We start from the raw sequence: 22945 nt of genomic DNA, 5'->3' as shown, positions 1-22945 counted from the left end.
ACGATATTCTCGCTTCAACCTGTCCTAGTTTGATAACCCGTGCTACTGAGGAGACTGCTGCATGGTCCAGTTGAGCACTTGGGTGGCTAACTGGTCACTGGCCAGGCCAAAGGCCTGAATCACCTCATTCATCTCGCTACCTGTTATCGGTTGGCGAATTTCAAACTGGCGGGTCGCAATAATCCTACGGTCCGAAATTCTTACCAGCCGGGCATCAAAGCGGATCAGCACTTCGCTGCTACCAACATGATATACCCCTTGGAACGCAGACAAATCACCACTCAACTCCACATCAGCCTGTAGGCTGTCATCATCGCTACTGACTGCGCGGATTCGTCCATCACTACGGAACGCCTGAATAAGACGATTGCGCACCAGAATCGGCGCTGAATCACTCCAACGAGAGTTTTTATAAACTGCAATCTCCTGGCCCTGAGGCTGCACCGCTATGCGTGAGCTATTAAGAAACTGGTTCGTCGCCGGTTGTGAAACCCGTAATGACCAGTTTACTGTCTGCGCGCGCGGCGCACTCACTGCTGGTGGCACCGGCAGAAGATAAACTTGTGATACGGGGGCCGAGGGTAAAATGGTACAGGCAGAGAGCAGTATCGCCCCGCCAGATATCATCAATAGCCACACACGGCGGCCTGCATAGCGCATTAGATTAAGAGAGAGCATTAAGGCGTAAACTCCTGTGTTCTTTCACGGCCGCGCAACAAGGCCGCTGGGTTTTCTTCCAAACGAGAAACGGCGGCACGTAATGTCGCTAATGTTCTGCGCAGCTCATCCACAGCCGGCCCCAGCTCATTCATCCCTTGCATCCCGTTATTGAGTGAGGTTTTATTTTCATTCACCAATTTATTGAGGATGGTACTGGTATTTTGCAACGATGCCATGGTCTTGGCGGCATCATTGACCAGTTGTTTCCCCTGCCCATCCATTAAGCCGTTAGCATTACGCAGCAGGCGATTAGTTTGGGCCAGTGTCTCATTAGCCTGTTTACTGGCCTGCGCCAACTGCTGTAACAGGGTACGAAGATCGCCACGTTGATCAGCCACGGTTTGAGTGACCAGCGCGAGATTATCCAGTGTCGTTATCAGGCGCTGCTGGTTATCCGGTGCCAGCAGCTGGTTCAAGCGCACCAACACTTCATTCGCATTGGTCATGAAATTCTCACCGTTAGCCAGTAACTGACTCATCGGCGAAGGGGTGGCAATAATGATAGGAACATCGCCATCTTTGCCTTCCAACAACGGGCTGTCCTGGCTGCCACTGCTGAATTGAATATTTGAAGTGCCGGTAATACCCGCAACTGTCAGGCGGGCTTGAGTATCCTCGCGTATCGGAGTAGATGCAGAGACGCGGATACGTGCCCAAACCTTATTAGGATTCTCTCGGTCCAACCGCAATTGTGTCACCTCACCGACTCGAATCCCGCTGTACTGAACGGTGCTGCCCTGTGACAGGCCACTCACCGGTTCATTGAAAACGATATCGTACAATCTGAACTGGCGGTCAGAACCGGAATTTGTCAGCCATAGGCAAAACAGCAGCGCGGCACTCACCACAATAAGAGTGAACAAACCAATAACAACATGATGAGCACGGGTTTCCATATTACCACCTCTCTCCACTGTTAATTGCCGCTGCCTGATAAGCAGCCCGGCCTCGTGGGCCATGAAAATACGCCTGAATCCAGGCATCATCAGTCGCCGCAACTTTATCCAGAGTATCAACCACCAGCACTTTTTTCTGCGAAAGCACCGCCACACGATCACACAACGTATACAGCGTATCCAGATCGTGAGTTACCAAAAATACCGTCAGATTGAGGGCATCCCGCAGGGTGCGGATCAAACTGTCGAACGCCGCCGCACCGATGGGATCAAGGCCCGCTGTCGGTTCATCAAGAAACAGAATATCTGGGTCCAGCGCCAAGGCACGGGCTAACGCAACACGTTTGACCATGCCACCCGACAGTGATGCCGGATACTTACTGCCAGTGCCCGGCGGTAACCCGGCCAGTGCCAGTTTAACCTGAGCCAGACGCTCAGCCTCAGCCCGGGGTAACCCGGCGTTTTCTATTAATGGCAACGCCACGTTTTCGGTCACGGTTAGAGAGCTGAACAGTGCGCCTCGTTGAAATAATACGCCAAATCGGCGCTCGACCATGGAGCGGGATTGACCTGACAGTGTCATTAAATCTTCACCAAAAACATGAATTTGCCCGTCAGTCGGACGACGTAGCCCAACAATACTGCGTAACAGAACCGATTTACCGGTACCCGAGCCGCCAACCACGCCCAAAACCTCGCCGCGCTTAACATCAAGATTTAACCCTTGATGCACGCACTGTGCGCCAAAGCAGTTAACCAGAGAGCGAATTTGAATAATTGCATCTTGCGTCATTTGGCTCACCACCCCATTTCCATGAAAAATAGCGCTGCCACGGCATCAAGCAAAATCACCACAAAGATCGAATGCACCACACTGGTGGTGGTATGGACCCCGACAGATTCAGCGCTACCCGTCACTTTGAACCCCTCCAGACAGCCAATAATAGCAATCAGGAAAGCAAAAATAGGGGCTTTGCTTATACCCACCAGAAAATGCTGCAACCCATTACTGTTTTGCATAATCGACAAAAACATGGTTGGAGAGATATCCAGTGTTAAGGCGCACACCACCATGCCACCAAAAATACCACAAACCATACCAATAAAGGTCAGCATCGGCAGAGAAATCAATAGTGCCAAGACGCGCGGTAGCACCAGCAATTCGACCGGATTCAAGCCCAGCGTCTGGATAGCATCAATCTCTTCATTGGCTTTCATCAAGCCAATTTCAGCGGTAAAAGCACTGGCTGTCCGCCCTGCCATCAGGATAGCGGTAAGCAGTACCGCAAATTCACGTAAAAAAGAAAATACCACCAAATCGACGGTAAAAATGCCCGCGCCGAAGGTAGTGAGTACGGTGGCACCGAGAAAAGCGATAACTGCCCCCACCAAAAAGGTGAGCAACATAATGATCGGTACAGCATTGAGGCCAATCTGTTGAATATTGGCAATTAATGAGGTAATGCGCCAGCGTGAGGGCCGAAAGAGTGTTCCCAGCAAGGTTTCCAGCGTCAGGCCAATAAAGCCCAATAGTGACTTAATATCTTGCCATAAGTTATCTACCGAACGGCCGGTGTTAGCCAGCATCTCCAGCCAAAATCGTGCGGGTTTTTCTGACGGCTCAGGCGCTAAGTCAGGCAATACATGGCTTACCGTTTCAAGTAAGGTTCGCCGTTCTTCTGGCAATTTAGGCGCAAGTTCGCGTAAATTTGCCACACGATTCTCACCCAGAAGTAGAGCTAGCAACGTTGCACCGGCGGTATCTAACGCCCCGAGTTGGTTGAGGTCAAATACCACGCCACTGGGCATATTCGCGCGCAACTGCGCCACTTGGGGTTCCAAAAAGCGATAATGCGCCAGTACCCAATCCCCCCTGATATACACTATGGGAGGCTGAGCCGCGCTATCGAGATCAAGTTGTACGGAGGACGTTTGCTCAGTCATTGCTCAGACCTTACCTATTTCAAACCCTAATGTTTCAAACCCTAAATAGGTATATCACACAGTTAAGTAAGAGTAATGACTGTTTAATTAATGAAGTGTTAACCACCCGCTAATCAGTGAGGTGTGGCACTCTGTTTGCCCAATTGCCGTATTTTCTTCCCCGGCAGGGTAAACCACACCACCACCGCCAGCAGAATTAACAGTGCGCTGGCAGTACCTAATACCAAACTATGCGAGGCAGAAAAGGCAAGTTTGGCGCTGGTCAGTAGATGCTCATTCCCACCAAGGCTATTGACCACCTGAATAGTTTCACTGATAGAAGCACTGGCCTGCTCAACCAGATCAGCAGGTAAATCTGCTGGTAATTCAATAGACGCGGTATAGGCCCGCGATAACATCAAACCAAATATTGCCACCCCGAATCCCGCCCCCAGCTCATAAGCCATACCCTCAACCGCCCCTGCCGCACTGGCTTTTTCCGGGGGAGCCGCACTCATAATCGCCGCAGTAGAAGCTAATAACGAGGCTTCAATACTGAACCCCAGCACTATCATCCATCCCCATGCCAGATAAACTTGCGTGGCAAAATCGGTCCAGGCCAGGCCGAGAAAACTCAATGAGCTAAATGCAATACCCGCGCTTGCGACGGTACGTAACCCCAATTTAGCCACCAGCCAACCGGATATCGGCCCGCTAACACCACTGGCAATCATCAATGGCATTAGAAATATACCCGCTTCGAGTGGGCTTTTACCTAACACAAACTGCAATTCCTGTGTCAGCAGCAATTCAAAACCAACCAGCGTTATCATTGCCGTCATGGCCATTGCCATACCAACAGCGATCACCCGCTGGCTTATCAGGCGAAAATCGATCATTGGAGCTGTCGTTGATAACTGGTGACGAACAAAAGCAAACAGCATCGCGCCCCCGATACACGCGGTTAGGAAAGTTACCCTCATATCTCCCCCGCCGCGCAGCCCGGTTTTCGCCGCATAGACCAGCAATAGGATCGCAGTAATCAATACCAGTGCCGGAGCCAATCTCCATGACTGTTCCACCCGCACTGGCTGGCTCGGTATAACCAGCAGCGTGGCAATAACCACTGCAATAATAATAGGGATATTGATCAGGAAGACTGAACCCCAGTAGAAATATTCCATCAATAATCCACCAACCAGTGGCCCCATCGCGGCACCCGTCGTTCCGATGGCAACCCATATCCCCAGCGCCAATGCCCTTTCTCGTTCATCGGTAAAGATATGGCGCACCGCCGACAAGGTTGCCGGCAGGATCATCGCCGCACCTATCGCCAAGAAAGCGCGTGCCGCAATGAGCGCGGCAACCGATGGTGCAAAAGCCGCCGCCAGTGAAGCAAGCCCGAACAGTACCGACCCCAACAACGCCAACCGTTTGAAACCGATGCGATCCCCCAGCGCCCCCATTGGCAGCAGCAAACAGGCCATAACCAGTGAGTAAATATCAATAATCCACAGCAATTCACTGCCCGTGGCTGACAGTGCAATACCCAGCCGTGGGGCGGCCACATGTAATACAGTTGCATCAATAGAAACTGGGAGATACATCAGAATAATAACGTAGAAAATCATCCACTTTTTAGACATACAAAACGCTCAAATAAGGCATATATTAATGTTGAACACCTGTTCAATATGTCAATAATAGCGGAAAGTTGAACTAGCGTCCAATTCATCACATAATGGCTGAAACACTAATAAGTCAGATAAGGAGTCTCTTTGGCCTATTTGAACCGTGAGGAACGCCACGACACCCTTTTGCAGGCTGCGATGCGTGTCGCGATAAGTGAAGGGATGGCGGCAACCACTGTACGTCGTGTTGCCAGCGAAGCCGGCGTGGCTGTTGGGCAAGTTCATCACCATTTCACATCAGTCTCACGACTACGCGCAGATGCTTTTCTACTCTTAGTTAAACAGTCGTTATCTGCTTTTGCGCTAAACAGTCAAAACTTACCTGCCGTTGAACGGATACAGCAAGTGTTGGGCTATCCACAAGATGAAGCCGGCCGAAGAGAAACCCGGTTGTGGAATGAAATTTCAATGCTAGCCGAGCGCGATGAACTTATTAAGGAAGCCTATGCGGCGTCGATGTCAGACTGGCATGCGGCTACCGTGGCGGTGATCCATACCGGCATTACCTGCGATGAATTTCGCTCAGATATCAATGCCAGTGATGTTGCCTGGCGGCTGATCGGGCTGGTGTGCGGTCTGGATGGTCTAACCCAGTTTACCGAGTTAGGTTTTTCAGAAGCAGAAATCTTGCGCCATCTGGCCGCAATGATGAGAAGCGAGTTATTGAAAAACCATTAATAGATTCTCACCTTGGCCGGTACTTAACTCAGAGAGTTTTCCCTGATAGGACAGGCTATAATGATTATCTGATTCCTCAAATCCCCAACGTCATTGGCGTGGCAGCACAGCAACCAATCCCGATGAGCTGACAGAGGTTAGCAATTCAGGTGATAAACATGCCGGGAGCAGCTAACGTCAAGGAAGAAGGGACATATTATAAAGTACATAACATGACTAAACAGACTCCTGTCGCCGACAGTATTTATTACAACGGCACAATTTATACGGCAGATGCTGATAATACGGTTTGCAGTGCCATCGCCATCGGCCAGGGCTATATTCTGGCCACGGGCGGTGAGGAGATCAAACAGCAATTCGCTAGCGCGCATACTCAACTTATCGATCTGGCGGGTAAGTTTATGATGCCCGGCCTGATTGACAGCCATATGCACCCGTTTTGGGGCGGGAAACAACTGATTGGTTGTAACCTCAATTACGCTGCGCTAAGTGTTGAACAGACACTGGATATTATCCAGCAACACCTCGATAGCGATCCTTTTAACGGTGAAAATGACTGGCTGACCGTGCGCGCCTGGCAGCGTCAGGCGATGACACCCGTCGGCGCTGATATGAGCCGAAAGGCCTTGGATTCGCTCAATACCTGCCGTCCAATCGCATTGTTCTCCAATGACTGCCACACGCTGGCGGCCAACAGCCGCGCGCTGGAATTGCTGGGTATTGATGAACACACCCCAGTACCGCCAGATGGCAAAATTGCCCGCGATACCCACGGTAAATTGACCGGTATTTTGGAAGATGCGCCCGCCATGCGCGCCTTTGACAGTATCCCCTCCGCCACAGCGGAAAAGAATGTGCAAATTGCGGCCCATGTGCAGCAAGTACTTAATGCGCAAGGTGTCACTACCGTGATGGATACTCGTGTTTTTGCCGAACAGTTACTGGCTTTCCGTCGCTTGCATGAACGTGACGCATTAACCTTACGGGTACTGGGTGCTAAAGAAGTGACCCCTGATAGCCTGCAAGGCCCACAGGACGCCGCTCGCGTGGTACAAGAGGTGCTAGAGTTCGCCCACCAATGGGGAAGCCACGCATGGACACCCGCACCGAGTTTCGCCGTCGATCACCTGAAATTGTTTATCGACGGGGTATTGCAACCCCCAACCATGACCGCTGCATTACTGGAGCCGTATCGTGCCAACCAGGGTTCAGCACAACAACCTGACTGGCAAGATACCGAGCGCTATGGCGACCTCTATTTTAGCGCGCCAGTAGTCAATGCCGTGATTCTGGAGTGCGCCCGCGCAGGTCTTCATCCACACACTCATACCGTGGGTGATGGGGCCATCGAGATGGTGCTGGATGCAGTGGAACAGATGCGCGCCGCCTTGCCGGGCAAAGATATCCGCCCAGGATTAGCACATAACGAGCTGGTTGCCCCCCATCAATATGATCGTTTTGCCAAACTGGGAGCAACAGCAGTGCTTTCCTTCCAGTGGGCCGGCTTACCGGGGGTACTAATTGATGAAGAGCGTGAGATGTTGGGCGAGGCCCGTTTCCTGCATATGGAGCCAGCAGCACGCTTCCTTGATGCTGGCGCACGTATTGCGTATGGCAGTGACTGGCCCATTGACCGGCTAGATGAATGGTACAACCTGCAAGTGGGTATGACCCGTCGTGCATGGGATCTCGACGGTCATCCGGCTGGCCCACGGCTGGATAATGATCGTGACCTGACGCTGATTGAAACATTACGTTCTGCCACTATTGATGCCGCTTATATGATTGCCAAAGAGCAATATATCGGCTCACTGGAAGCAGGGAAGTTCGCCGATATTATCATTCTGAAAAATAACCTGTTTGAGCAGTCGCCAAACGCTATTTACCAGACACAGGTGGACTCTACGCTGATCGGCGGTAATGTGGTTTATCAAGCCTAGTGAATGCCCCGCATCATTGATTCACGTCGGTGATGCGGGGGGCAAATCTGTCAGGAGCAGAGTTGAGCACGACAACATAGGCTAAGAAGGAAGTCATTGGCGTTACAGCGACCCTTATGTCAAAATCCGCTCCTTTATGTTCTATAGCTGCATAAAAATGCAGCGTAACGGTGCTTTTTCTCACCAGGAGATGATACGGTAATGCCACAAAACATTCAGTTGCGCAGAGTGCTTAAAACCCCCGCGCTGGTCGCTTTCGGGCTTGCCTATATGGTGCCTTTAGGCGTATTCACTACCTATGGACAGGTGACCGTATTAAGTCAGGGGCATTTGCCCGTTGCCTATCTGGTGACTGTTGCCACCATTCTGTTTACCGCCCTCAGTTATTGCCGGATGACCAGCGCCATGCCGCTGTCTGGCTCCGCCTATTCCTATGTTCAGCGTAGTTTTGGCGGGAAAACCGGTTTTCTGGTGGGTTGGGCGCAAATTTTGGATTATCTGTTCCTGCCAATCCTTAATTATTTAGTTTTAGGCATTTTCTTGCATGAGGCATTTCCGGCTATTCCCGCTCCGGTATTTATTATTGCGTCTATCATCAGTGTCAGTCTGCTTAATATTCTGGGCGTGCGTTTACTCACCTCAGTTAATTTCTCGCTGATCGCAGCACAGATGGTCTTTATCATATTATTTATTGCGCTCTCTTTCAGTCAGGCCGATTTAAGCCCGGAAGCGTTAATGAAGCCGCTGCTGGTGAATGCCGGTGACCTATCCGGGTTACTCTCTGGTGCGGCAGTGCTCTGTTTGGCCTTCCTCGGTTTTGATGCCATCGCGACCATGGCCGAAGAGGCGCACGACGCCAAACGCACTCTGCCACGGGCCATTCTCTTTACGGTGATCAGCGCCGGTGCTATTTTTATCGCCGTTTCCTATGCTGCCCATTTGGCCTATCCCGATTGGAAATTGTTGATTCCACATCAGGATACCGCCAGCCTGATTATCTCCGAGCATGTCGGTGGTAAGTGGATGTATAACTTCTTTATGGCCACCTATTTGACCGGCGTTTATGCCTCCGCAATGACCGCGCAGACCAGTGTGTCGCGTATTTTCTATGCCATGGGGCGTGAAGGCGTACTACCACGCAAAGTGTTCTTCCATCTGCATCGCAAATTCCACACACCGTGGCGGGCCATTTTATTCGTTGCCACCATCTCGCTGCTGGCCCTGTTCCTTGACCTGAACTTAGTGGTATCGATGATAAGCTTTGGTGCCCTCGGTGCCTTCACCTTTGTTAATTTGAGTGTGATAAAGCATTTTATTATCAATGAGAAACGCCGCGGTACTGCGGCTATGTTTAAGTACGGGCTATTACCCATGATGGGATTCGTCATGTCGGTGTGGCTGTGGGTTCACCTTGAGCAACGGGCGCTTGAAGTCGGCTTATTGTGGCTATTGGCAGGCTTTATCTACTTGCTGTGGCTGACTCGCGGCTGGCGTAAATCGCCGCCATCCGTTAATCCAGATGATATTTCACACCTGTTGTAAGAAGCACCAACCACTAATAGAAAAGGGCCACATCGTAACATGTGGCCCTTTTACTACTTGCCATAACGACGCTAACCGTCGGCAACGCCTTTCACTCACCATTTACTGTATTGAACGTGCCCTGCCTACTGCCTCACCTAGCTGCCATACCGCCATCGCGTAATGGGTGCTGTGGTTGTAGCGGGTAATCGTGTAGAAATTGGGTAACCCGTACCAATACTGATAACCGGTGCCGACATCCAGACGCAGTAAGCTGGCCTCTTGATAACCCTCTAGCGAACCAGACGGGCTTAGCCCTGCGGCAGATAACATCGAGATAGGGTATTTCGTCTTAAAGCCATTATCAAGGTACGGCGCTTGCCCATTAGCGGGCACCGCGACCATCGCACCTTTGGTCCAGCCATGGGATTTGAAGTAGTTAGCGACACTGCCGATGGCATCTTCCGGATCCCATAAATTGATGTGGCCGTTACCATTAAAATCAACAGCATAGCTTTTGAATGATGATGGCATAAATTGGCCGTACCCCATCGCGCCCGCATAAGACCCCCGCAAGCTGAGCGGATCATTACCCTCCGCACGAGCCATCAACAGGAAGGTTTCCAGCTCGCCAGAAAAGTACTCAGCACGGCGTGGATAAGCAAAGGAGAGTGTTGCCAGGGCATCAATGATGCGCGTTTTACCCATCACCCGGCCCCAGCGAGTCTCAACCCCAATGATTCCGACGATAATCTCTGGTGGCACGCCGTAAACCTCATAGGCGCGTTGCAACGCCTCTTGATGTTGGTTCCAGAAGTTAACACCGTTTTGCACATTATCCGGGGTAATAAACTGTTTGCGATAGCGGTTCCACGCACCATTAGGGCCGGAAGGACGGCCTGCCGATGGCGCTTGTTTATCCATCAAGCGGATAACAAAATCCAGTTTTTTAGTTTGGGCTAATACATCATGCAGTTGTTGAGGCTCAAAACCGTGTTCACGCACCATTTTGTCAACAAATCGGGCTGTGTCGGCGTTATAAGCAAAATCACCGTTTTGCAAATGCCCCACATGTTGCGGCTCAAGCAAGAAACCGCTCTGTATCAGGCCCGCCGATGGCTCGGCAGCAACAGGAGGTGTCGGTTTGCTACTACAGGCAGAGAGCAACGTAAGTAAGGGAACAATAATAGCCAAGTAGCGCATCGAATACCCATAAACCATACAAAAAAGTGATAGCTATGTTAAGTCATTGTCTGCCACGAACAAACAGGAAAATTCGAACAATAAAGGAGGTACGATGCATTTATAAATCAGAACCCACGGCCACAACTGGCGATTAAGGAAAGATGACTGGAGCCGCTCAGATTTACCACCAGGCAGAAGATCGAAGTGATCACAGAACTGGGTCAGTTGATCATACAACAGGTACTATGGCTAAGCGTGATTGTAAGTCAGAACAGGCAGCAACTGAAGAAAAAGAACATAAGCCAATGATTATACAGTGTATTATTCACCTAGTGGCGGTAAAAAGCACCCTCAGCCTAAACTTATCCTGAGCGGTAAGTGGCTGGAAGCATTGGGATTTACTACCGGCTAGCACGTTACTGTTACCCCCGAACACGGCCAGTTGATTATCCGCACCGCGCCCGCCACGGAGGGGAATGTATGAACATCACTTTTACCCCTGAGCCGATCCCTGAACTGACGATCGAAAGCGTGACGTTGGCCAAACTCGGTTTTACCGCTGCAACTGACGCTCCAACATCACCAGCTCTGGATCACTGTCGTCACCGACGCCACCACCTGGGACGCGCTGTGCGAAGCCAGCCAAGACCGGCAAGATTTGGGGGCGGATTGGGTGCGGGAGAACGGCGAGGTGATTATCGGCAGGGATTGGATCACCGATTCTGGGATCACTGACGCGGAACAACTGGAGGTGACCGCCGCGCCCGGTGTTATTCGGTTGTGGCGGCGGGAAGTGTGGGGATTTAGGGCTTAGAAGTAGTAACCCCCAGCCAAGGCTGGGGTTGCTACTTTTAGTTGTAGTAGCTTAGACCTGATCTAACAGTCACCACCATTTAGGATAATCATTAAACGCTGCATATATTGCAGATTTCGCATCGTCCGTTAACTTTTCTCTGCCTTTTGATACTGTGGTATATCCATGCAGTTCTTCTTTAGCACATGACCATTCAAGCCATCCTAAAACTGGATTTACAATCAACTCAAAACATCCATTCATATCTTTAAGATGGGCTATATCATCATTCCGTATATTGTCGATAAATTCATCAAAGCATTGGCATTCAAGCCATACCTGGGAACTGACATTCAAACTATAACTAAATTTATCTACTTGAATCGCCAGATTAAACTTCAATGATGGAATATGTTCATCAAGTTCTATTACGTCCAATGTGATATTGATCGGACTTGTAATTTCTATATCCATTTAATTTGCCCCTAGATAACGAGCATGAATGACTGTTGGCAACTCACCAGCAGCACGCGGAGGTTTGATTTCCAGTTGCCAACCATCGACTGTTATACGCCCATATGACATACCGTTCTTTGTCGCGGTATCTAACGCAGCTTGAAAACTTCTGAGTTCTGTCTGGCTGGCAAGTCTGACCGCCTCTGGCGTATTAGTTACGGCTTTAGATGCCGCATATTCTGCCATGTGTTCTGTAGCATTGCCATGTACCCACACTTTTTGACCGTTAGGTAGTGTCATTTCAAAAGATTTCGGTATAACAGAACCAGGGTAAACAGGCTGGGTCCCTTTTATAGAATCAAATACAGTACCAGTTTTGCCTATATCAGCAGCAATAGACTCGGCCTTACCAGCAACACCATCAGGTAGTTTCTTGCCTGGTAGAAGAATACCTGCCAGCATTCCACCTGTGGCTTCCAGAGCAAGCTGGTTACCTTGAGCCGCTTCTTTCACCTGTCCTGCAACCGCTGACCAGGTTTCACTCTTCATCAGGGCTTTCAGCGTATCTGCCGCTGCCTGATTTTTACCCGCCAGATCGTTCAATGCCTGAGTGCAGTAACTGTCTCCCATGGCGCATGAGGTGAGCGCCATCGCCGCATCAGCACCGTAATCCGCTCCACCTAATAACGCATCACCGCTATCTGCCGCCGCACCGATAATGCTGTTAACAATAGCAGACAATGTCCCTTCACCAAGTTTATCCCTGACCTGATCTTTCAGGTTGGCCGTCACCTGTTTAACTGTTTCACGCGCCGCATCACCACTCAGCGAGTTATTCTCCACCGCGTTCTTCCCAGCCTGCGCGCCGATGAGAAGGCCGGTGCTGCTATCAGTACTTAAGCCACCCAGGATACCGGCAGTTAAGGTACTAATCGCACTAATAATTCTCTTATCAGGTTCGGACAAATCAGCGATTTTCTTGCCTGGATGCACCTCATCCATATAGATGTTGGCTGCCCACACTACCAGTGGCGGAAATTATACAGACACTGCGCAAAACCTGTAAGTTACCGAACCGTAAGCAGCAGTCCACTGATTTTATTGAGATGATGCTGGCTAAGAAACCGCCTGGCAGGAAGTGGACTTGATGAGTTGACTGGCAGGTAAAAAAATCCCGGCTTGCATTTGTCTGGGATTTTTTATTATGAACCGAGTTACCCATACAAAAAATAGTACTGAAAATGAAACATTTGGTAGCAAATAACGCGAATGATTTTCACTATCATTGTTAATTTCTTTCTATACAATTGCTCTGTTTTGCGGTTGCCTGACAATCTCGTTTTCTTCTTTGAGCTTTTAAAAGGATCTCAGTTTATGAAGTTACGTTTCCCCTCTTTCGGCCCTGTCGCCCTACTGGCTTCCTCAATGATGCTGGCGTTCTCCGTCAATGCCGCATCAAATGATGAAGGTATCGTGATTTATAATGCTCAACACGAAAATCTGGTGAAATCCTGGGTTGACGGTTTTACCAAAGATACCGGCATCAAAGTGACTCTGCGTAATGGCGGCGACAGCGAGTTAGGTAATCAACTGGTTCAGGAAGGCAACTCATCTCCCGCCGACGTTTTCCTGACTGAAAACTCGCCGGCAATGGTGCTGGTCGATAACGCCAAATTGTTCGCACCACTGGATGCCGCCACACAAGCACAGGTTGCGAAAGAGTATCGCCCTGAACATGGTCGTTGGACCGGTATTGCGGCTCGTAGCACCGTGTTTGTCTATAACCCGGATAAAATCAGCGAAGCCGAATTACCTAAATCCATTATGGATTTGGCAAAACCTGAATGGAAAGGCCGTTGGGCTGCCTCACCATCGGGTGCCGACTTCCAGGCCATTGTCAGTGCCATGCTGGAATTGAAAGGCGAAAAAGCCACGTTGGAATGGCTAAAAGCCATGAAAACCAACTTCACTGCTTACAAAGGTAATAGCACCGTGATGAAAGCGGTGAATGCGGGCCAAATCGATGGCGGAGTTATCTATCACTATTACCGTTTCGTCGATCAAGCCAAAACAGGTGAGAACAGCGGTAAAACCAAACTGCATTATTTCAAACATCAAGACCCTGGCGCATTTGTGAGTATCTCCGGCGGCGGTGTTCTGGCATCCAGTAAGCACCAGAAACAAGCGCAGGAATTCGTCAAATGGATCACCAGCAAATCAGGCCAGGATATCTTGCGTACCAACACCGCATTTGAGTATGCCGTTGGTGTCGATGCCGCTTCAAACCCTAAATTGGTGCCACTGAAAGACCTGCAAGCACCGAACGTTGAGCCGTCTAAACTCAACAGTAAAAAAGTGGTTGAGTTAATGACTGAAGCCGGTCTGCTGTAATAAGGACAACCGACTGATAGAATGCATTTTTAGCCCGTCACATCACTATGGCGACGGGTATTTAACAAGCCGAGCGCCTTGACTATTATGGCTAATATAAGCACCGATATTGTATCGGTTCCACTGCATAAGGCAGCCCAACGGCAGTATAACCATCGCCCGGGGTTTGGGATTGTGGCTATTGCGATTCTGTTGTCACTGCTATCCCTGCTGCCATTAGGGTTTGTTATTGGTATCGCTATTGATACCGGTTGGCCAACAGTCAAAGCCCTGGTTTTTCGCCCCCGCGTGGGCGAACTACTGATTAACACCGCGCTCCTGGTGCTCTTTACCTTACCGCTTTGTGCCATTATTGGCGTTGCACTGGCATGGCTGACCGAGCGTACGGCCCTGCCCGGCAGGCGGATTTGGTCACTATTGGCTATTGCACCGCTAGCCGTACCTGCTTTTGTACAAAGTTATGCATGGATTAGTCTGGTGCCATCAATGCATGGCCTTGCCGCTGGCGTGTTTATCTCAGTAATTGCCTATTTCCCCTTTATTTATCTGCCCGCATCCGCTGTATTACGCCGCCTTGATCCCGGCCTTGAAGACGCAGCATCATCATTGGGTAGTCCCCCAACAGTGGTCTTCTTTCGCGTGGTTCTGCCGCAACTAAAATTAGCCGTATGGGGCGGTTCGATACTGATTGCGCTGCATCTATTAGCGGAATATGGCTTGTATGCCATGATCCGTTTCGATACTTTTACCACCGCTATTTTTGACCAATTTCAATCCACGTTTAATGGTCCGGCGGCCAATATGTTGGCAGGGGTTCTGGCGTTATGTTGCCTGGGGCTATTGTTAATCGAAGCCACCAGCCGTGGCTACAACCGCTATGCTCGGGTCGGCTCCGGTAGCGCCAGGCGCCAAACTGCATATTCAATGGGTACAACCATCACACTACTGTGTCTGTTATTGCCATTGGTACTCACTGCACTCTCGCTGGGCGTGCCCTTTATCACGCTGGCCCGCTGGCTCTATATTGGTGGAATTGATGTGTGGCTGAATCCTGAACTGCTACCAGCCTTGAAGCAAACACTGGCATTAGCACTGAGCGGTGCGGTTATTATTACATTGTGTGCCGTCCCCATGGCATGGCTATCGGTGCGCTATCCGGGGCGCTTGCACCGTGTGATGGAAGGCTGTAATTATGTCACCAGCTCGCTGCCCGGTATCGTGGTCGCGCTGGCGCTGGTGACCATCACTATCCGTGTTGCTCGCCCGCTGTATCAAACAGAATTCACTATTTTGCTGGCTTATTTATTGATGTTTACCCCACGCGCTTTAATCAGTTTACGGGCCGGGATTGCGACCGCCCCGGTCGAATTGGAAAACGTGGCCCGCAGCTTGGGCAAAACACCCACTCAAGCCGTATGGAGCACCACCATGCGCCTTGCTGCTCCTGGCGCCGCTGCCGGGGCGGCACTGGTGTTCCTCGCTATCTCCAATGAGCTGACCGCCACACTATTACTGGCCCCGAACGGCACCCGAACACTGGCGACTGGTTTTTGGGCGTTGACCAGTGAAATTGATTATGTCGCGGCATCACCCTATGCACTGCTGATGGTGGCACTATCTCTGCCGCTAACCTGGCTTCTTTATTCTCAATCGCAACGTACGGCAGGATTATGAGCACGCTTGAACTTCAGCAAATCGGTAAGTCTTTCCAGTCTGTTACCGTATTAGACCGAATTGACTTGCAGGTTTCCGCCGGCAGTCGCACCGCAATTGTTGGGCCATCCGGCTCAGGCAAAACCACGTTGTTGCGGATTATTGCCGGGTTCGAAACCCCCGATCACGGTAAAGTTATTCTGCAAGGTCATCCGGTATTCGACAATTCAACCCACGTGCCAGCGCACAAAAGAGGGATTGGTTTTGTACCGCAAGATGGTGCGCTGTTCCCCCACTTTACCGTCGCGGGCAATATTGGTTATGGACTAACAGGGACCAAGCAGGACAAAGCCCGCCGAATTGATGAACTGATGGAGATGGTCGCACTGGATCGGCGGTTATCACAACTTTGGCCCCATGAGATTTCGGGTGGGCAACAGCAGCGGGTCGCTCTCGCCAGAGCGTTAGCACAGCGGCCGGTACTGATGCTGTTGGATGAACCTTTTTCAGCTCTGGATACCGCCTTACGCGCCTCAACGCGCAAAGCGGTGGCTGAACTGTTGGCACAGGCAAATATTGCCTCCATTTTAGTGACGCATGATCAAACCGAAGCATTATCATTTGCCTCGCAAGTCGCGGTAATGCGGGCGGGTAAACTGGCGCATGTTGGCCCGCCGCAAGAACTCTATTTGCGACCGATTGATGAACCTACAGCGACTTTCCTTGGCGAAACATTGATTCTTTCCGCCAATATTGATACCGGATGGGCTGATTGTGCACTGGGCAGTGTCAGGGTTGATGATGAGCAACGCCATGGATTGAGCCGGATTATGTTACGGCCAGAACAGATTACTATCACCCCTTTGCCCGCAGATCATCACTACACCACTCATTGTCTGGCTAAGGTTATCAATATTGATTTTGCGGGTTTTATCTCAACACTCACCCTATATCTGGTTGAAAGTAATGAAACGGTAGAGGTTAAAACCATCAGCCGCGAAGGTATAAGTATCGGTTTAATGGTTGACCTGACAATTATTGGCCAAGCGCATATTTTTGCTAACTGAGTAACCTCACAGGGCATTATAACCTTGGTTTTTGGTTCGCATTGCTCAGTATGGCCTTCATCTGGCTAAGGGGTTTTATGCTGCTGGCGTAATCTTCGATACTCCAGCAACGTCAACACAATAACCACCACATCCAGCGCAGTTATTACGATCAATAACACCGAGTGAGTGAAGGTATAACGATAGAGTTGATAGATAATGAATAAGCTGAATATGACTATTGCCGCCGGATAATAACCCAGCTTTTTGCGCCATAATCCAATAATGACCCACAACTTAACCACGCCGTGGATGAGCAGATAAAATGCGGCAAAATGCAGACTGCTGATTGAGAGATTTTGTGCCGCATGCAGTAAATAATGGGCTACCACATCGCCACGGTCTTCAATAAATTCAACTTGCGTGATGCGATGCAGAATATTTAGCAAAAACTGCGGCGTCACAAAATAGGTTAAAATACCGCTGATAATCTCCATCACGGCTAAGATTGCTTTCAGTAATAAGCTCAGTTCAAAAACTGCGTGAATATTCCTTTCACCTAAGATGTTGTTACCATCGAATCTGTTTTTCATATTCAACATCACGCTGATTCTCTACAATATAATACTCGATGGAGAATAGCGTAACAGTTTACGTGGTGCCAGTTAAAGCACCACGTCATAGCCGTATTATCTGCAATACAGGCGAAATTTAGAATGTAATAACTGTTTTTAATTCGGTTCCCCATACATCTTGCGTTTGGCTTACCCCTGCTGGTGAGTGCCAATATTGTAGATCAGGTTGTAATTCCAGCCATGAAGTGACACGGAAACGATAATACAGTTCGGCAGCAACCGAATACCCAGCTATTGGAGAGTAACGTGGATTATTATAATCAGAAACATTATTGATTTGATTCAGATAGCGTTGATTATCTTTATAATAATCACTCAGTTTAACCATTGATACGCCGAATCCCAACCAATCTTGTGGGCGGCTATCAAATAAGCCGCGATAACGGATGCCTGCGGAGGTAGCGTAATGCATGTAATTGGTCCGTTGGTCCGCCAACGACATGCTGTAAAACACACTTAAACCACGGTTGGCGTCATCCTGATGTTTTGTTACCTGCTGATTGAATCCACTGTAAAAGAACCAAGTATTATTATGGTAACGATAGCCACCTGGATCAGTCGCTCCGGGAGCACCAGAGACCCCGTTATAAAGATCCCGTTGGTTTCATTATTTTCCATTTTTAGAATAACCCGCACATCTAATAATAAATACTCGGTACTTCCCCAAAAATAAGTCGTGTTGCAGTGAGGCAAAACAGTTGAGAGCTGCTTATATCACTGCAACATACAAACGTCGCTATTAGCGTTTCAATGCCTCGCCATTACTCTGAATCACATCGCGATACCAATAGAAGCTCTTCTTACGACGGCGTTCCAATGTGCCATTACCACTGTCATCGCGATCGACATAAATAAAACCATAACGTTTGGATAATTCAGCTTTTGAGGCGCTAACCAAATCAATCGGCCCCCAACTGGTATATCCCATCACCTCAACGCCATCTTCGATAGCCTCACCGACCTGGACCAGATGGTCATTGAGATATTCAATGCGATAGTCATCTTCAATATGGCCATTAACATCCGGCTTATCTTTCGCTCCCAGCCCATTCTCAACAATAAACAGGGGTTTTTGATAACGATCCCATAATTCATTGAGCAAGATACGCAGCCCGTCAGGATCGATCTGCCACCCCCATTCCGAGCTGGCCAGATGCGGGTTCTGCACCATGCTAAGAATATTACCTCGGGCTTTACGGTTTAACTCTTCATCGGCGGTCACGCAGCCGCTCATGTAATAACTGAAGGAGATAAAATCGACAGTCTGTTTTAATGCCAGTTTATCTTCAGCAGTAATTTCAACACTAATGCCGTGCTGTTTAAAATAACGAGCCATATAAGAGGGGTAATAACCGCGAACCTGCACATCGCCAAAGAATAGCCATTCACGATTCTGCTGTAATGTTTCCAATACATCGGCAGGCTTGCAAGTTAGTGGATACATCAGCCCACCCAACAGCATATTTCCGATTCGGCCATCAGGGATAATTTCATGCAATGCAGCAACCGCTTTGGCACTGGCAACCAACTGGTGATGGATAGCCTGATACACGGCACTCTTACTGCTTGCTTGCTCTAATCCTACTCCGGTGAATGGCGCATGCAGCGACATATTGATCTCATTAAATGTCAGCCACAATTTAACCTTATGCTGATAACGCTGACACACGGTGCGGGCATAATGTTCAAAGAAACCAATTGTTTTACGATTACCCCAGCCACCATAATTCTTAACCAGCCCATAAGGCATCTCATAGTGGGATAATGTCACCAATGGCGTAATGTTATATTTCGCCATTTCATCAAATACACGGTCATAGAATGCCAGACCTGCCTCATTAGGCTGCTGCTCATCGCCCTGTGGGAAAATACGTGTCCAGGCAATGGATATCCGCAAACATTTAAACCCCATCTCAGCAAATAGTACGATATCCTCTGGGTAGCGATGATAAAAATCGATAGCTAGATCTTTGACATAACTGTCACCACTCACCCTAGGAATGATATCGCCAAAAATACCATGGGGTTGTAAATCAGAGGTAGATAGCCCTTTCCCCTCAGCAAGATAAGCCCCTTCTACCTGATTAGCGGCAATCGCACCGCCCCAAAGGAAATTATCTGGAAATGCATGTTTCATCGGTTTTCTCCTAAATCAGTATTAACGAATTACGGTTAATAACGGGGCTTGCTCAGTAATAGAGGTGCCTTTAGCACACAGGACATCCTGATAATTTTCACTGTTGCTGATAATTATCGGCGTCGTCAGGTCATAACCTGCTCCGGTAATCGCCGCACAATCAAACTCCAGCAGTAAATCACCTGCGCTGACCCGGTCACCGGCTTTAACATGAGCGGTAAAATATTTGCCATCGAGTTTGACGGTATCAATACCAACGTGGATAAGGACCTCAGCACCAGAATCAGATTCAATGCCAATCGCATGGTGGGTTTTAAACAGTGACGCTACAACGCCATTAACCGGTGACACGACCCGCCCTTGTTGTGGAATAATCGCAATTCCCGCCCCCAATAAACCACTGGCGAAAATACTGTCACTGACATCCGCTAGCGCTAACAATTCACCACTGATCGGGCTGAATATCACTTCGCCCATACCACTGTGGTTATCGGTGATGGATGAGGTGTGAGACAAATCCTCTGTTTCTGCGGTGGCAACAGGCGCTGGCAGGCCAAAAAAGAAGGTGCTGATGGCAGCAAAGATCAACGCAATCAGGGTGCCAATAATGGCGCCCCATACGCTGGCATCGACACCTGTAGCGGGAATTATCTGGGCAAAAGAGAAGATACTGGCAAGGCTGAATGAATAAACATGGGTCTGGCAGAAACCGACGATGACACCCCCTATCGCCCCGCCTACGCAGCCAAAAACAAACGGTTTTTTCGACGGTAAGGTCACCCCATAAACAGCGGGTTCAGTAATACCGAATATCCCCGCAGTAAATGCCGAACCAGCCAGCCCCTTCATTTTTGCATCGCGAGTACGTAAAAAGACACCGAGCGTGGCCCCCACTTGCCCCATAACTGCCGGTAACAACAGCGGCAACATGGCGTCATAGCCCAGTACACTCAGGTTGTTTATCATCAAAGGGACCAAACCCCAGTGCAGCCCAAAGATAACGCAAATCTGCCATAGCCCGGCCAATACACCACCGGCAACAGGAGGAGCAGCCGAATAGATAATTTGGAACCCCGACGCCAATAAATGGCTAAGCCAGGTTGCCAGCGGGCCAATCAGTAAAAAGGTGGCTGGAACGGTTATTACCAGACACAGTAATGGCGTGAAAAAGTTCTTAATATTGCTGTGTAACACCCGGTTAAACCCTTTTTCTAACCGACTACTAACCCAAGCCGCTAATATGATAGGGATAACCGACGAGCTGTAATTGATAAATGTGACCGGAATACCAAGGAAATAGACCTCAGAAGCCCCAGGTTGCCCGGCTGCGTTAAATGCAGCGAGCATCAAGGGGTGTACTAATGCACCACCAATCGCCATGGTAATAAATGGACTGCCACCAAACTTCTTACCTGCGGTATAACCCAATACCAGTGGGAAGAAATAAAACAGTGAGTCACTGGCAGCAAATAAAATTGTATAGCTGCCGCTGTCGGGTTGTAACCAGCCGCAAACAACACTCAGTGCCAAAAAACCTTTAAGAATACCGGAGGCGGCCAATACACCGAGCAAGGGGGTGAAAATACCCGAAATGATATCGATACAGTGACTGAACAAACTCTCTTTTTGATTACCTGACTTGTTATCATGCTCTTCAGCATCAGCCAACCCCGCTTGGTTCACTAACGCCTGGTAGACCTCACTAACATGGTTTCCGATAACCACCTGAAACTGGCCACCACTTTCCACTACCATAATAACGCCAGGATTATCTTTCAGCGCTTGGGCATCAGCCCGCGCCATATCCTTGAGTTTAAAGCGTAAACGGGTAGCGCAATGTACTACGCTATTAATATTACTCTGCCCCCCTACTCCGGCGAGGATCTCGCTGGCGACCGTTGTGTATTGCATCGTGTTTTCCTTCGGTAACACTCTTGTTTATACAGGTAAAAATTCGGGCAAAAAAAAACCTAAACGCACTCCGCACCGCGACCCAGCGACACAAGTACATTCAGGTTTTGCCTGCCGAAGCAGTAACAATCCAGTTTGGCTAAATTCTCTTACTACTTAGAACCCTTCCCTTTTAAATCATTTAATCTGGCAGATTAAAACTTTCCCGGCGAACGCGTTCAATATGGATAGTCAAAAACATCCGCTCTTCTTTGCTCAAATCTTGTTGATACTGCAATTTCATATGCTGCTGAATCTTACCCGCACAGCGGTAAGCCTCGGCATAATTATCTTTCACTGCATCGTGTAAGGAATCATCATCACTGGTGACCCCATTACGGCCCAACATTCGCTGTGAGAAAAATTTCAGATGGGTAACAAAACGGTGATAACTCAGCCCGTCCTCATCATATTCCAGCTTAAATTGGTACTTCACGATATGCAGTATCTCCTGCATTACCTTCGTCACTTGCATTACTTCAGGCATTTCACCCTTCAACTGAGCATTCACCAGATGGAGCGCGATAAATCCAGCTTCATCTTCACGCAATTGCACCCCAAGGCGTTGTTTAATAATCTGCAAGGCTTCACGACCCAAGGCAAACTCTTTGGGATACAACCGACGAATCTCCCACTGCAATCCATTCGTTATATCCAAACCTTGTTTATGCCGCTCAATCGCATAGAAACAGTGGTCAGTCAGCGAAATGTAGAGGTTATCCTGCAACTTACCCAGTTTTGCCGTTGCCTGCGTGATGATACAGTCACAAGCAATCATTACTTCTAATGGAATACAGCTCAGCAACTCACTCAGCCGCGAAACCAATTCATTGTCTTTTAGAGCAAACACTTTTTCGATCAATGTGTTATCTAGCGATTCACCTGGGTGTTTTTGAAAGCCAAGACCACGTCCCATAATGACTTGTTCCTGACCATGCTGATCGAGAACAATAACTACATTGTTGTTAAGTATTTTAGCGATTTGCATGCTTTAGCCCTGAAAACAAAAAAACCCGACTCAGCAGCATTCATCATGCTACTCAATCAGGTTTTGCCCGCCATTGACGGTAACAATCCAACTATTCGGTAAACTACCATGTTAATGCACGACTGCAAGCTGGAAGAGATAAGAATCGTGATGCAGATCTCTTCTTATCTGGATAAATAGATCAGCATGTCATTTTAGCCATTATTTAGTTAGGGTTAATACCACCAACCATTGCCGTTATGGTGATAAAGAATAGCGGTAAAAACAGCCGTTTCTTTATTAAGACTTTTCTTAAGATCATAAAGATAAATTAAATTAACCCATAAAATAATGGAAATAATA

General features: G+C 48.9%; 18 protein-coding genes and 3 pseudogenes. 8 read left to right on the top strand and 13 right to left on the bottom strand.

Going from position 1 to position 22945, the window contains the following annotated elements:
- Positions 1 to 42: 42 nt before the first annotated feature.
- From V2A84_RS03050 to V2A84_RS03030, 5 genes are all read right to left on the bottom strand, one after another.
- Complete coding sequence (locus V2A84_RS03050; protein ID WP_442821424.1) at positions 43 to 660, bottom strand: ABC-type transport auxiliary lipoprotein family protein; 618 nt, start codon at positions 658 to 660, stop codon at positions 43 to 45.
- A gap of 17 nt (positions 661 to 677) precedes the next feature.
- Complete coding sequence (locus V2A84_RS03045; RefSeq protein WP_083158182.1) at positions 678 to 1616, bottom strand: MlaD family protein; 939 nt, start codon at positions 1614 to 1616, stop codon at positions 678 to 680.
- A 1-nt stretch (position 1617) separates the two neighbouring features.
- Positions 1618 to 2409, bottom strand: coding sequence for an ABC transporter ATP-binding protein (locus tag V2A84_RS03040; protein ID WP_193784620.1), 792 nt, complete (start codon positions 2407 to 2409; stop codon positions 1618 to 1620).
- 5 nt (positions 2410 to 2414) lie between these two features.
- Positions 2415 to 3560 (bottom strand): MlaE family ABC transporter permease, encoded by a 1146-nt coding sequence (locus V2A84_RS03035; RefSeq protein ID WP_083158181.1) that lies wholly within the window; start codon positions 3558 to 3560, stop codon positions 2415 to 2417.
- Positions 3561 to 3673: 113 nt separating this feature from the next.
- Complete coding sequence (locus V2A84_RS03030; protein WP_083158180.1) at positions 3674 to 5185, bottom strand: SmvA family efflux MFS transporter; 1512 nt, start codon at positions 5183 to 5185, stop codon at positions 3674 to 3676.
- Between the two features lie 132 nt (positions 5186 to 5317).
- Between V2A84_RS03030 and V2A84_RS03025 the strand changes: the two genes are divergently transcribed.
- The 3 genes from V2A84_RS03025 (at position 5318) to V2A84_RS03015 (ending at position 9390) form a co-directional block, all read left to right on the top strand.
- On the top strand, positions 5318 to 5908 hold the full coding sequence (locus tag V2A84_RS03025; RefSeq protein WP_083158179.1) for a TetR family transcriptional regulator: 591 nt from the start codon (positions 5318 to 5320) through the stop codon (positions 5906 to 5908).
- A 212-nt stretch (positions 5909 to 6120) separates the two neighbouring features.
- Positions 6121 to 7848 (top strand): amidohydrolase, encoded by a 1728-nt coding sequence (locus V2A84_RS03020; RefSeq protein WP_420073282.1) that lies wholly within the window; start codon positions 6121 to 6123, stop codon positions 7846 to 7848.
- Positions 7849 to 8049: 201 nt separating this feature from the next.
- Positions 8050 to 9390: an APC family permease gene (locus tag V2A84_RS03015; RefSeq protein WP_083163522.1), complete on the top strand. Its 1341-nt coding sequence runs from the start codon at positions 8050 to 8052 to the stop codon at positions 9388 to 9390.
- Between the two features lie 102 nt (positions 9391 to 9492).
- On the opposite strand, the gene mltB is transcribed toward V2A84_RS03015, so the two are convergent.
- Positions 9493 to 10572 (bottom strand): lytic murein transglycosylase B, encoded by a 1080-nt coding sequence (gene mltB / locus V2A84_RS03010; protein ID WP_193784804.1) that lies wholly within the window; start codon positions 10570 to 10572, stop codon positions 9493 to 9495.
- A gap of 298 nt (positions 10573 to 10870) precedes the next feature.
- Between mltB and V2A84_RS03005 the strand changes: the two genes are divergently transcribed.
- Positions 10871 to 10966 carry a SymE family type I addiction module toxin gene (locus V2A84_RS03005; RefSeq protein ID WP_193784803.1) on the top strand — a complete coding sequence of 32 codons (96 nt, stop codon included), beginning with the start codon at positions 10871 to 10873 and terminating at the stop codon, positions 10964 to 10966.
- Positions 10967 to 11034: 68 nt separating this feature from the next.
- Positions 11035 to 11368, top strand: a pseudogene (locus tag V2A84_RS03000) (hypothetical protein).
- 69 nt (positions 11369 to 11437) lie between these two features.
- Here the strand turns inward: V2A84_RS03000 and V2A84_RS02995 are convergent.
- Positions 11438 to 11821: a hypothetical protein gene (locus V2A84_RS02995; RefSeq protein WP_083163518.1), complete on the bottom strand. Its 384-nt coding sequence runs from the start codon at positions 11819 to 11821 to the stop codon at positions 11438 to 11440.
- A pseudogene (locus tag V2A84_RS02990) lies at positions 11822 to 12730 on the bottom strand (VENN motif pre-toxin domain-containing protein); the annotation flags it as partial.
- 447 nt (positions 12731 to 13177) lie between these two features.
- Between V2A84_RS02990 and V2A84_RS02985 the strand changes: the two are divergent.
- The 3 genes from V2A84_RS02985 (at position 13178) to V2A84_RS02975 (ending at position 16914) form a co-directional block, all read left to right on the top strand.
- Positions 13178 to 14194, top strand: a complete 1017-nt coding sequence (locus V2A84_RS02985; protein ID WP_083163516.1) for an iron ABC transporter substrate-binding protein — start codon at positions 13178 to 13180, stop codon at positions 14192 to 14194.
- 87 nt (positions 14195 to 14281) lie between these two features.
- Positions 14282 to 15868, top strand: a complete 1587-nt coding sequence (locus tag V2A84_RS02980; protein WP_083163514.1) for an ABC transporter permease — start codon at positions 14282 to 14284, stop codon at positions 15866 to 15868.
- Positions 15865 to 16914: an ABC transporter ATP-binding protein gene (locus V2A84_RS02975; RefSeq protein WP_083163511.1), complete on the top strand. Its 1050-nt coding sequence runs from the start codon at positions 15865 to 15867 to the stop codon at positions 16912 to 16914. The genes V2A84_RS02980 and V2A84_RS02975 overlap by 4 nt, the downstream gene beginning before the upstream one ends.
- Before the next feature lie 65 nt (positions 16915 to 16979).
- Here the strand turns inward: V2A84_RS02975 and V2A84_RS02970 are convergent, their stop codons facing one another.
- The 5 genes and pseudogenes from V2A84_RS02970 to licT form a co-directional block, all read right to left on the bottom strand.
- Positions 16980 to 17495, bottom strand: coding sequence for a DUF2127 domain-containing protein (locus V2A84_RS02970; protein ID WP_083163509.1), 516 nt, complete (start codon positions 17493 to 17495; stop codon positions 16980 to 16982).
- 109 nt (positions 17496 to 17604) lie between these two features.
- Positions 17605 to 18129: pseudogene (locus tag V2A84_RS02965) on the bottom strand (carbohydrate porin); the annotation flags it as partial.
- A gap of 138 nt (positions 18130 to 18267) precedes the next feature.
- A complete protein-coding gene (locus V2A84_RS02960; RefSeq protein ID WP_442848579.1) occupies positions 18268 to 19665 on the bottom strand; it encodes a glycoside hydrolase family 1 protein in 1398 nt (465 codons plus the stop codon).
- Positions 19666 to 19686: 21 nt separating this feature from the next.
- Positions 19687 to 21576 carry a PTS beta-glucoside transporter subunit IIABC gene (bglF, locus tag V2A84_RS02955; RefSeq protein ID WP_083163504.1) on the bottom strand — a complete coding sequence of 630 codons (1890 nt, stop codon included), beginning with the start codon at positions 21574 to 21576 and terminating at the stop codon, positions 19687 to 19689.
- 181 nt (positions 21577 to 21757) lie between these two features.
- A complete protein-coding gene (gene licT, locus V2A84_RS02950) occupies positions 21758 to 22603 on the bottom strand; it encodes a BglG family transcription antiterminator LicT (protein ID WP_083163501.1) in 846 nt (281 codons plus the stop codon).
- Positions 22604 to 22945 lie beyond the last annotated feature (342 nt).

Source organism: Yersinia sp. 2553 StPb PI (assembly GCF_052217105.1).
Classification (GTDB): domain Bacteria; phylum Pseudomonadota; class Gammaproteobacteria; order Enterobacterales; family Enterobacteriaceae; genus Yersinia; species Yersinia enterocolitica_E.
This window is presented reverse-complemented; position numbering and strand designations above follow the sequence as displayed.

What these genes read in the sequence shown, in the direction of transcription:
- V2A84_RS02995 (WP_083163518.1), bottom strand. Translation starts at nt 11,821, where the DNA reads ATGGATATAGAAATTACAAGTCCGATCAATATCACATTGGACGTAATA.
- V2A84_RS03040 (WP_193784620.1), bottom strand. Translation starts at nt 2,409, where the DNA reads ATGACGCAAGATGCAATTATTCAAATTCGCTCTCTGGTTAACTGCTTT.
- V2A84_RS02985 (WP_083163516.1), top strand. Translation starts at nt 13,178, where the DNA reads ATGAAGTTACGTTTCCCCTCTTTCGGCCCTGTCGCCCTACTGGCTTCC.
- V2A84_RS03020 (WP_420073282.1), top strand. Translation starts at nt 6,121, where the DNA reads ATGACTAAACAGACTCCTGTCGCCGACAGTATTTATTACAACGGCACA.
- V2A84_RS03050 (WP_442821424.1), bottom strand. Translation starts at nt 660, where the DNA reads ATGCGCTATGCAGGCCGCCGTGTGTGGCTATTGATGATATCTGGCGGG.
- V2A84_RS02980 (WP_083163514.1), top strand. Translation starts at nt 14,282, where the DNA reads ATGGCTAATATAAGCACCGATATTGTATCGGTTCCACTGCATAAGGCA.
- licT (WP_083163501.1), bottom strand. Translation starts at nt 22,603, where the DNA reads ATGCAAATCGCTAAAATACTTAACAACAATGTAGTTATTGTTCTCGAT.
- V2A84_RS03045 (WP_083158182.1), bottom strand. Translation starts at nt 1,616, where the DNA reads ATGGAAACCCGTGCTCATCATGTTGTTATTGGTTTGTTCACTCTTATT.
- V2A84_RS02960 (WP_442848579.1), bottom strand. Translation starts at nt 19,665, where the DNA reads ATGAAACATGCATTTCCAGATAATTTCCTTTGGGGCGGTGCGATTGCC.
- V2A84_RS02970 (WP_083163509.1), bottom strand. Translation starts at nt 17,495, where the DNA reads ATGTTGAATATGAAAAACAGATTCGATGGTAACAACATCTTAGGTGAA.
- V2A84_RS03035 (WP_083158181.1), bottom strand. Translation starts at nt 3,560, where the DNA reads ATGACTGAGCAAACGTCCTCCGTACAACTTGATCTCGATAGCGCGGCT.
- V2A84_RS03015 (WP_083163522.1), top strand. Translation starts at nt 8,050, where the DNA reads ATGCCACAAAACATTCAGTTGCGCAGAGTGCTTAAAACCCCCGCGCTG.
- V2A84_RS02975 (WP_083163511.1), top strand. Translation starts at nt 15,865, where the DNA reads ATGAGCACGCTTGAACTTCAGCAAATCGGTAAGTCTTTCCAGTCTGTT.
- V2A84_RS03030 (WP_083158180.1), bottom strand. Translation starts at nt 5,185, where the DNA reads ATGTCTAAAAAGTGGATGATTTTCTACGTTATTATTCTGATGTATCTC.
- mltB (WP_193784804.1), bottom strand. Translation starts at nt 10,572, where the DNA reads ATGCGCTACTTGGCTATTATTGTTCCCTTACTTACGTTGCTCTCTGCC.
- bglF (WP_083163504.1), bottom strand. Translation starts at nt 21,576, where the DNA reads ATGCAATACACAACGGTCGCCAGCGAGATCCTCGCCGGAGTAGGGGGG.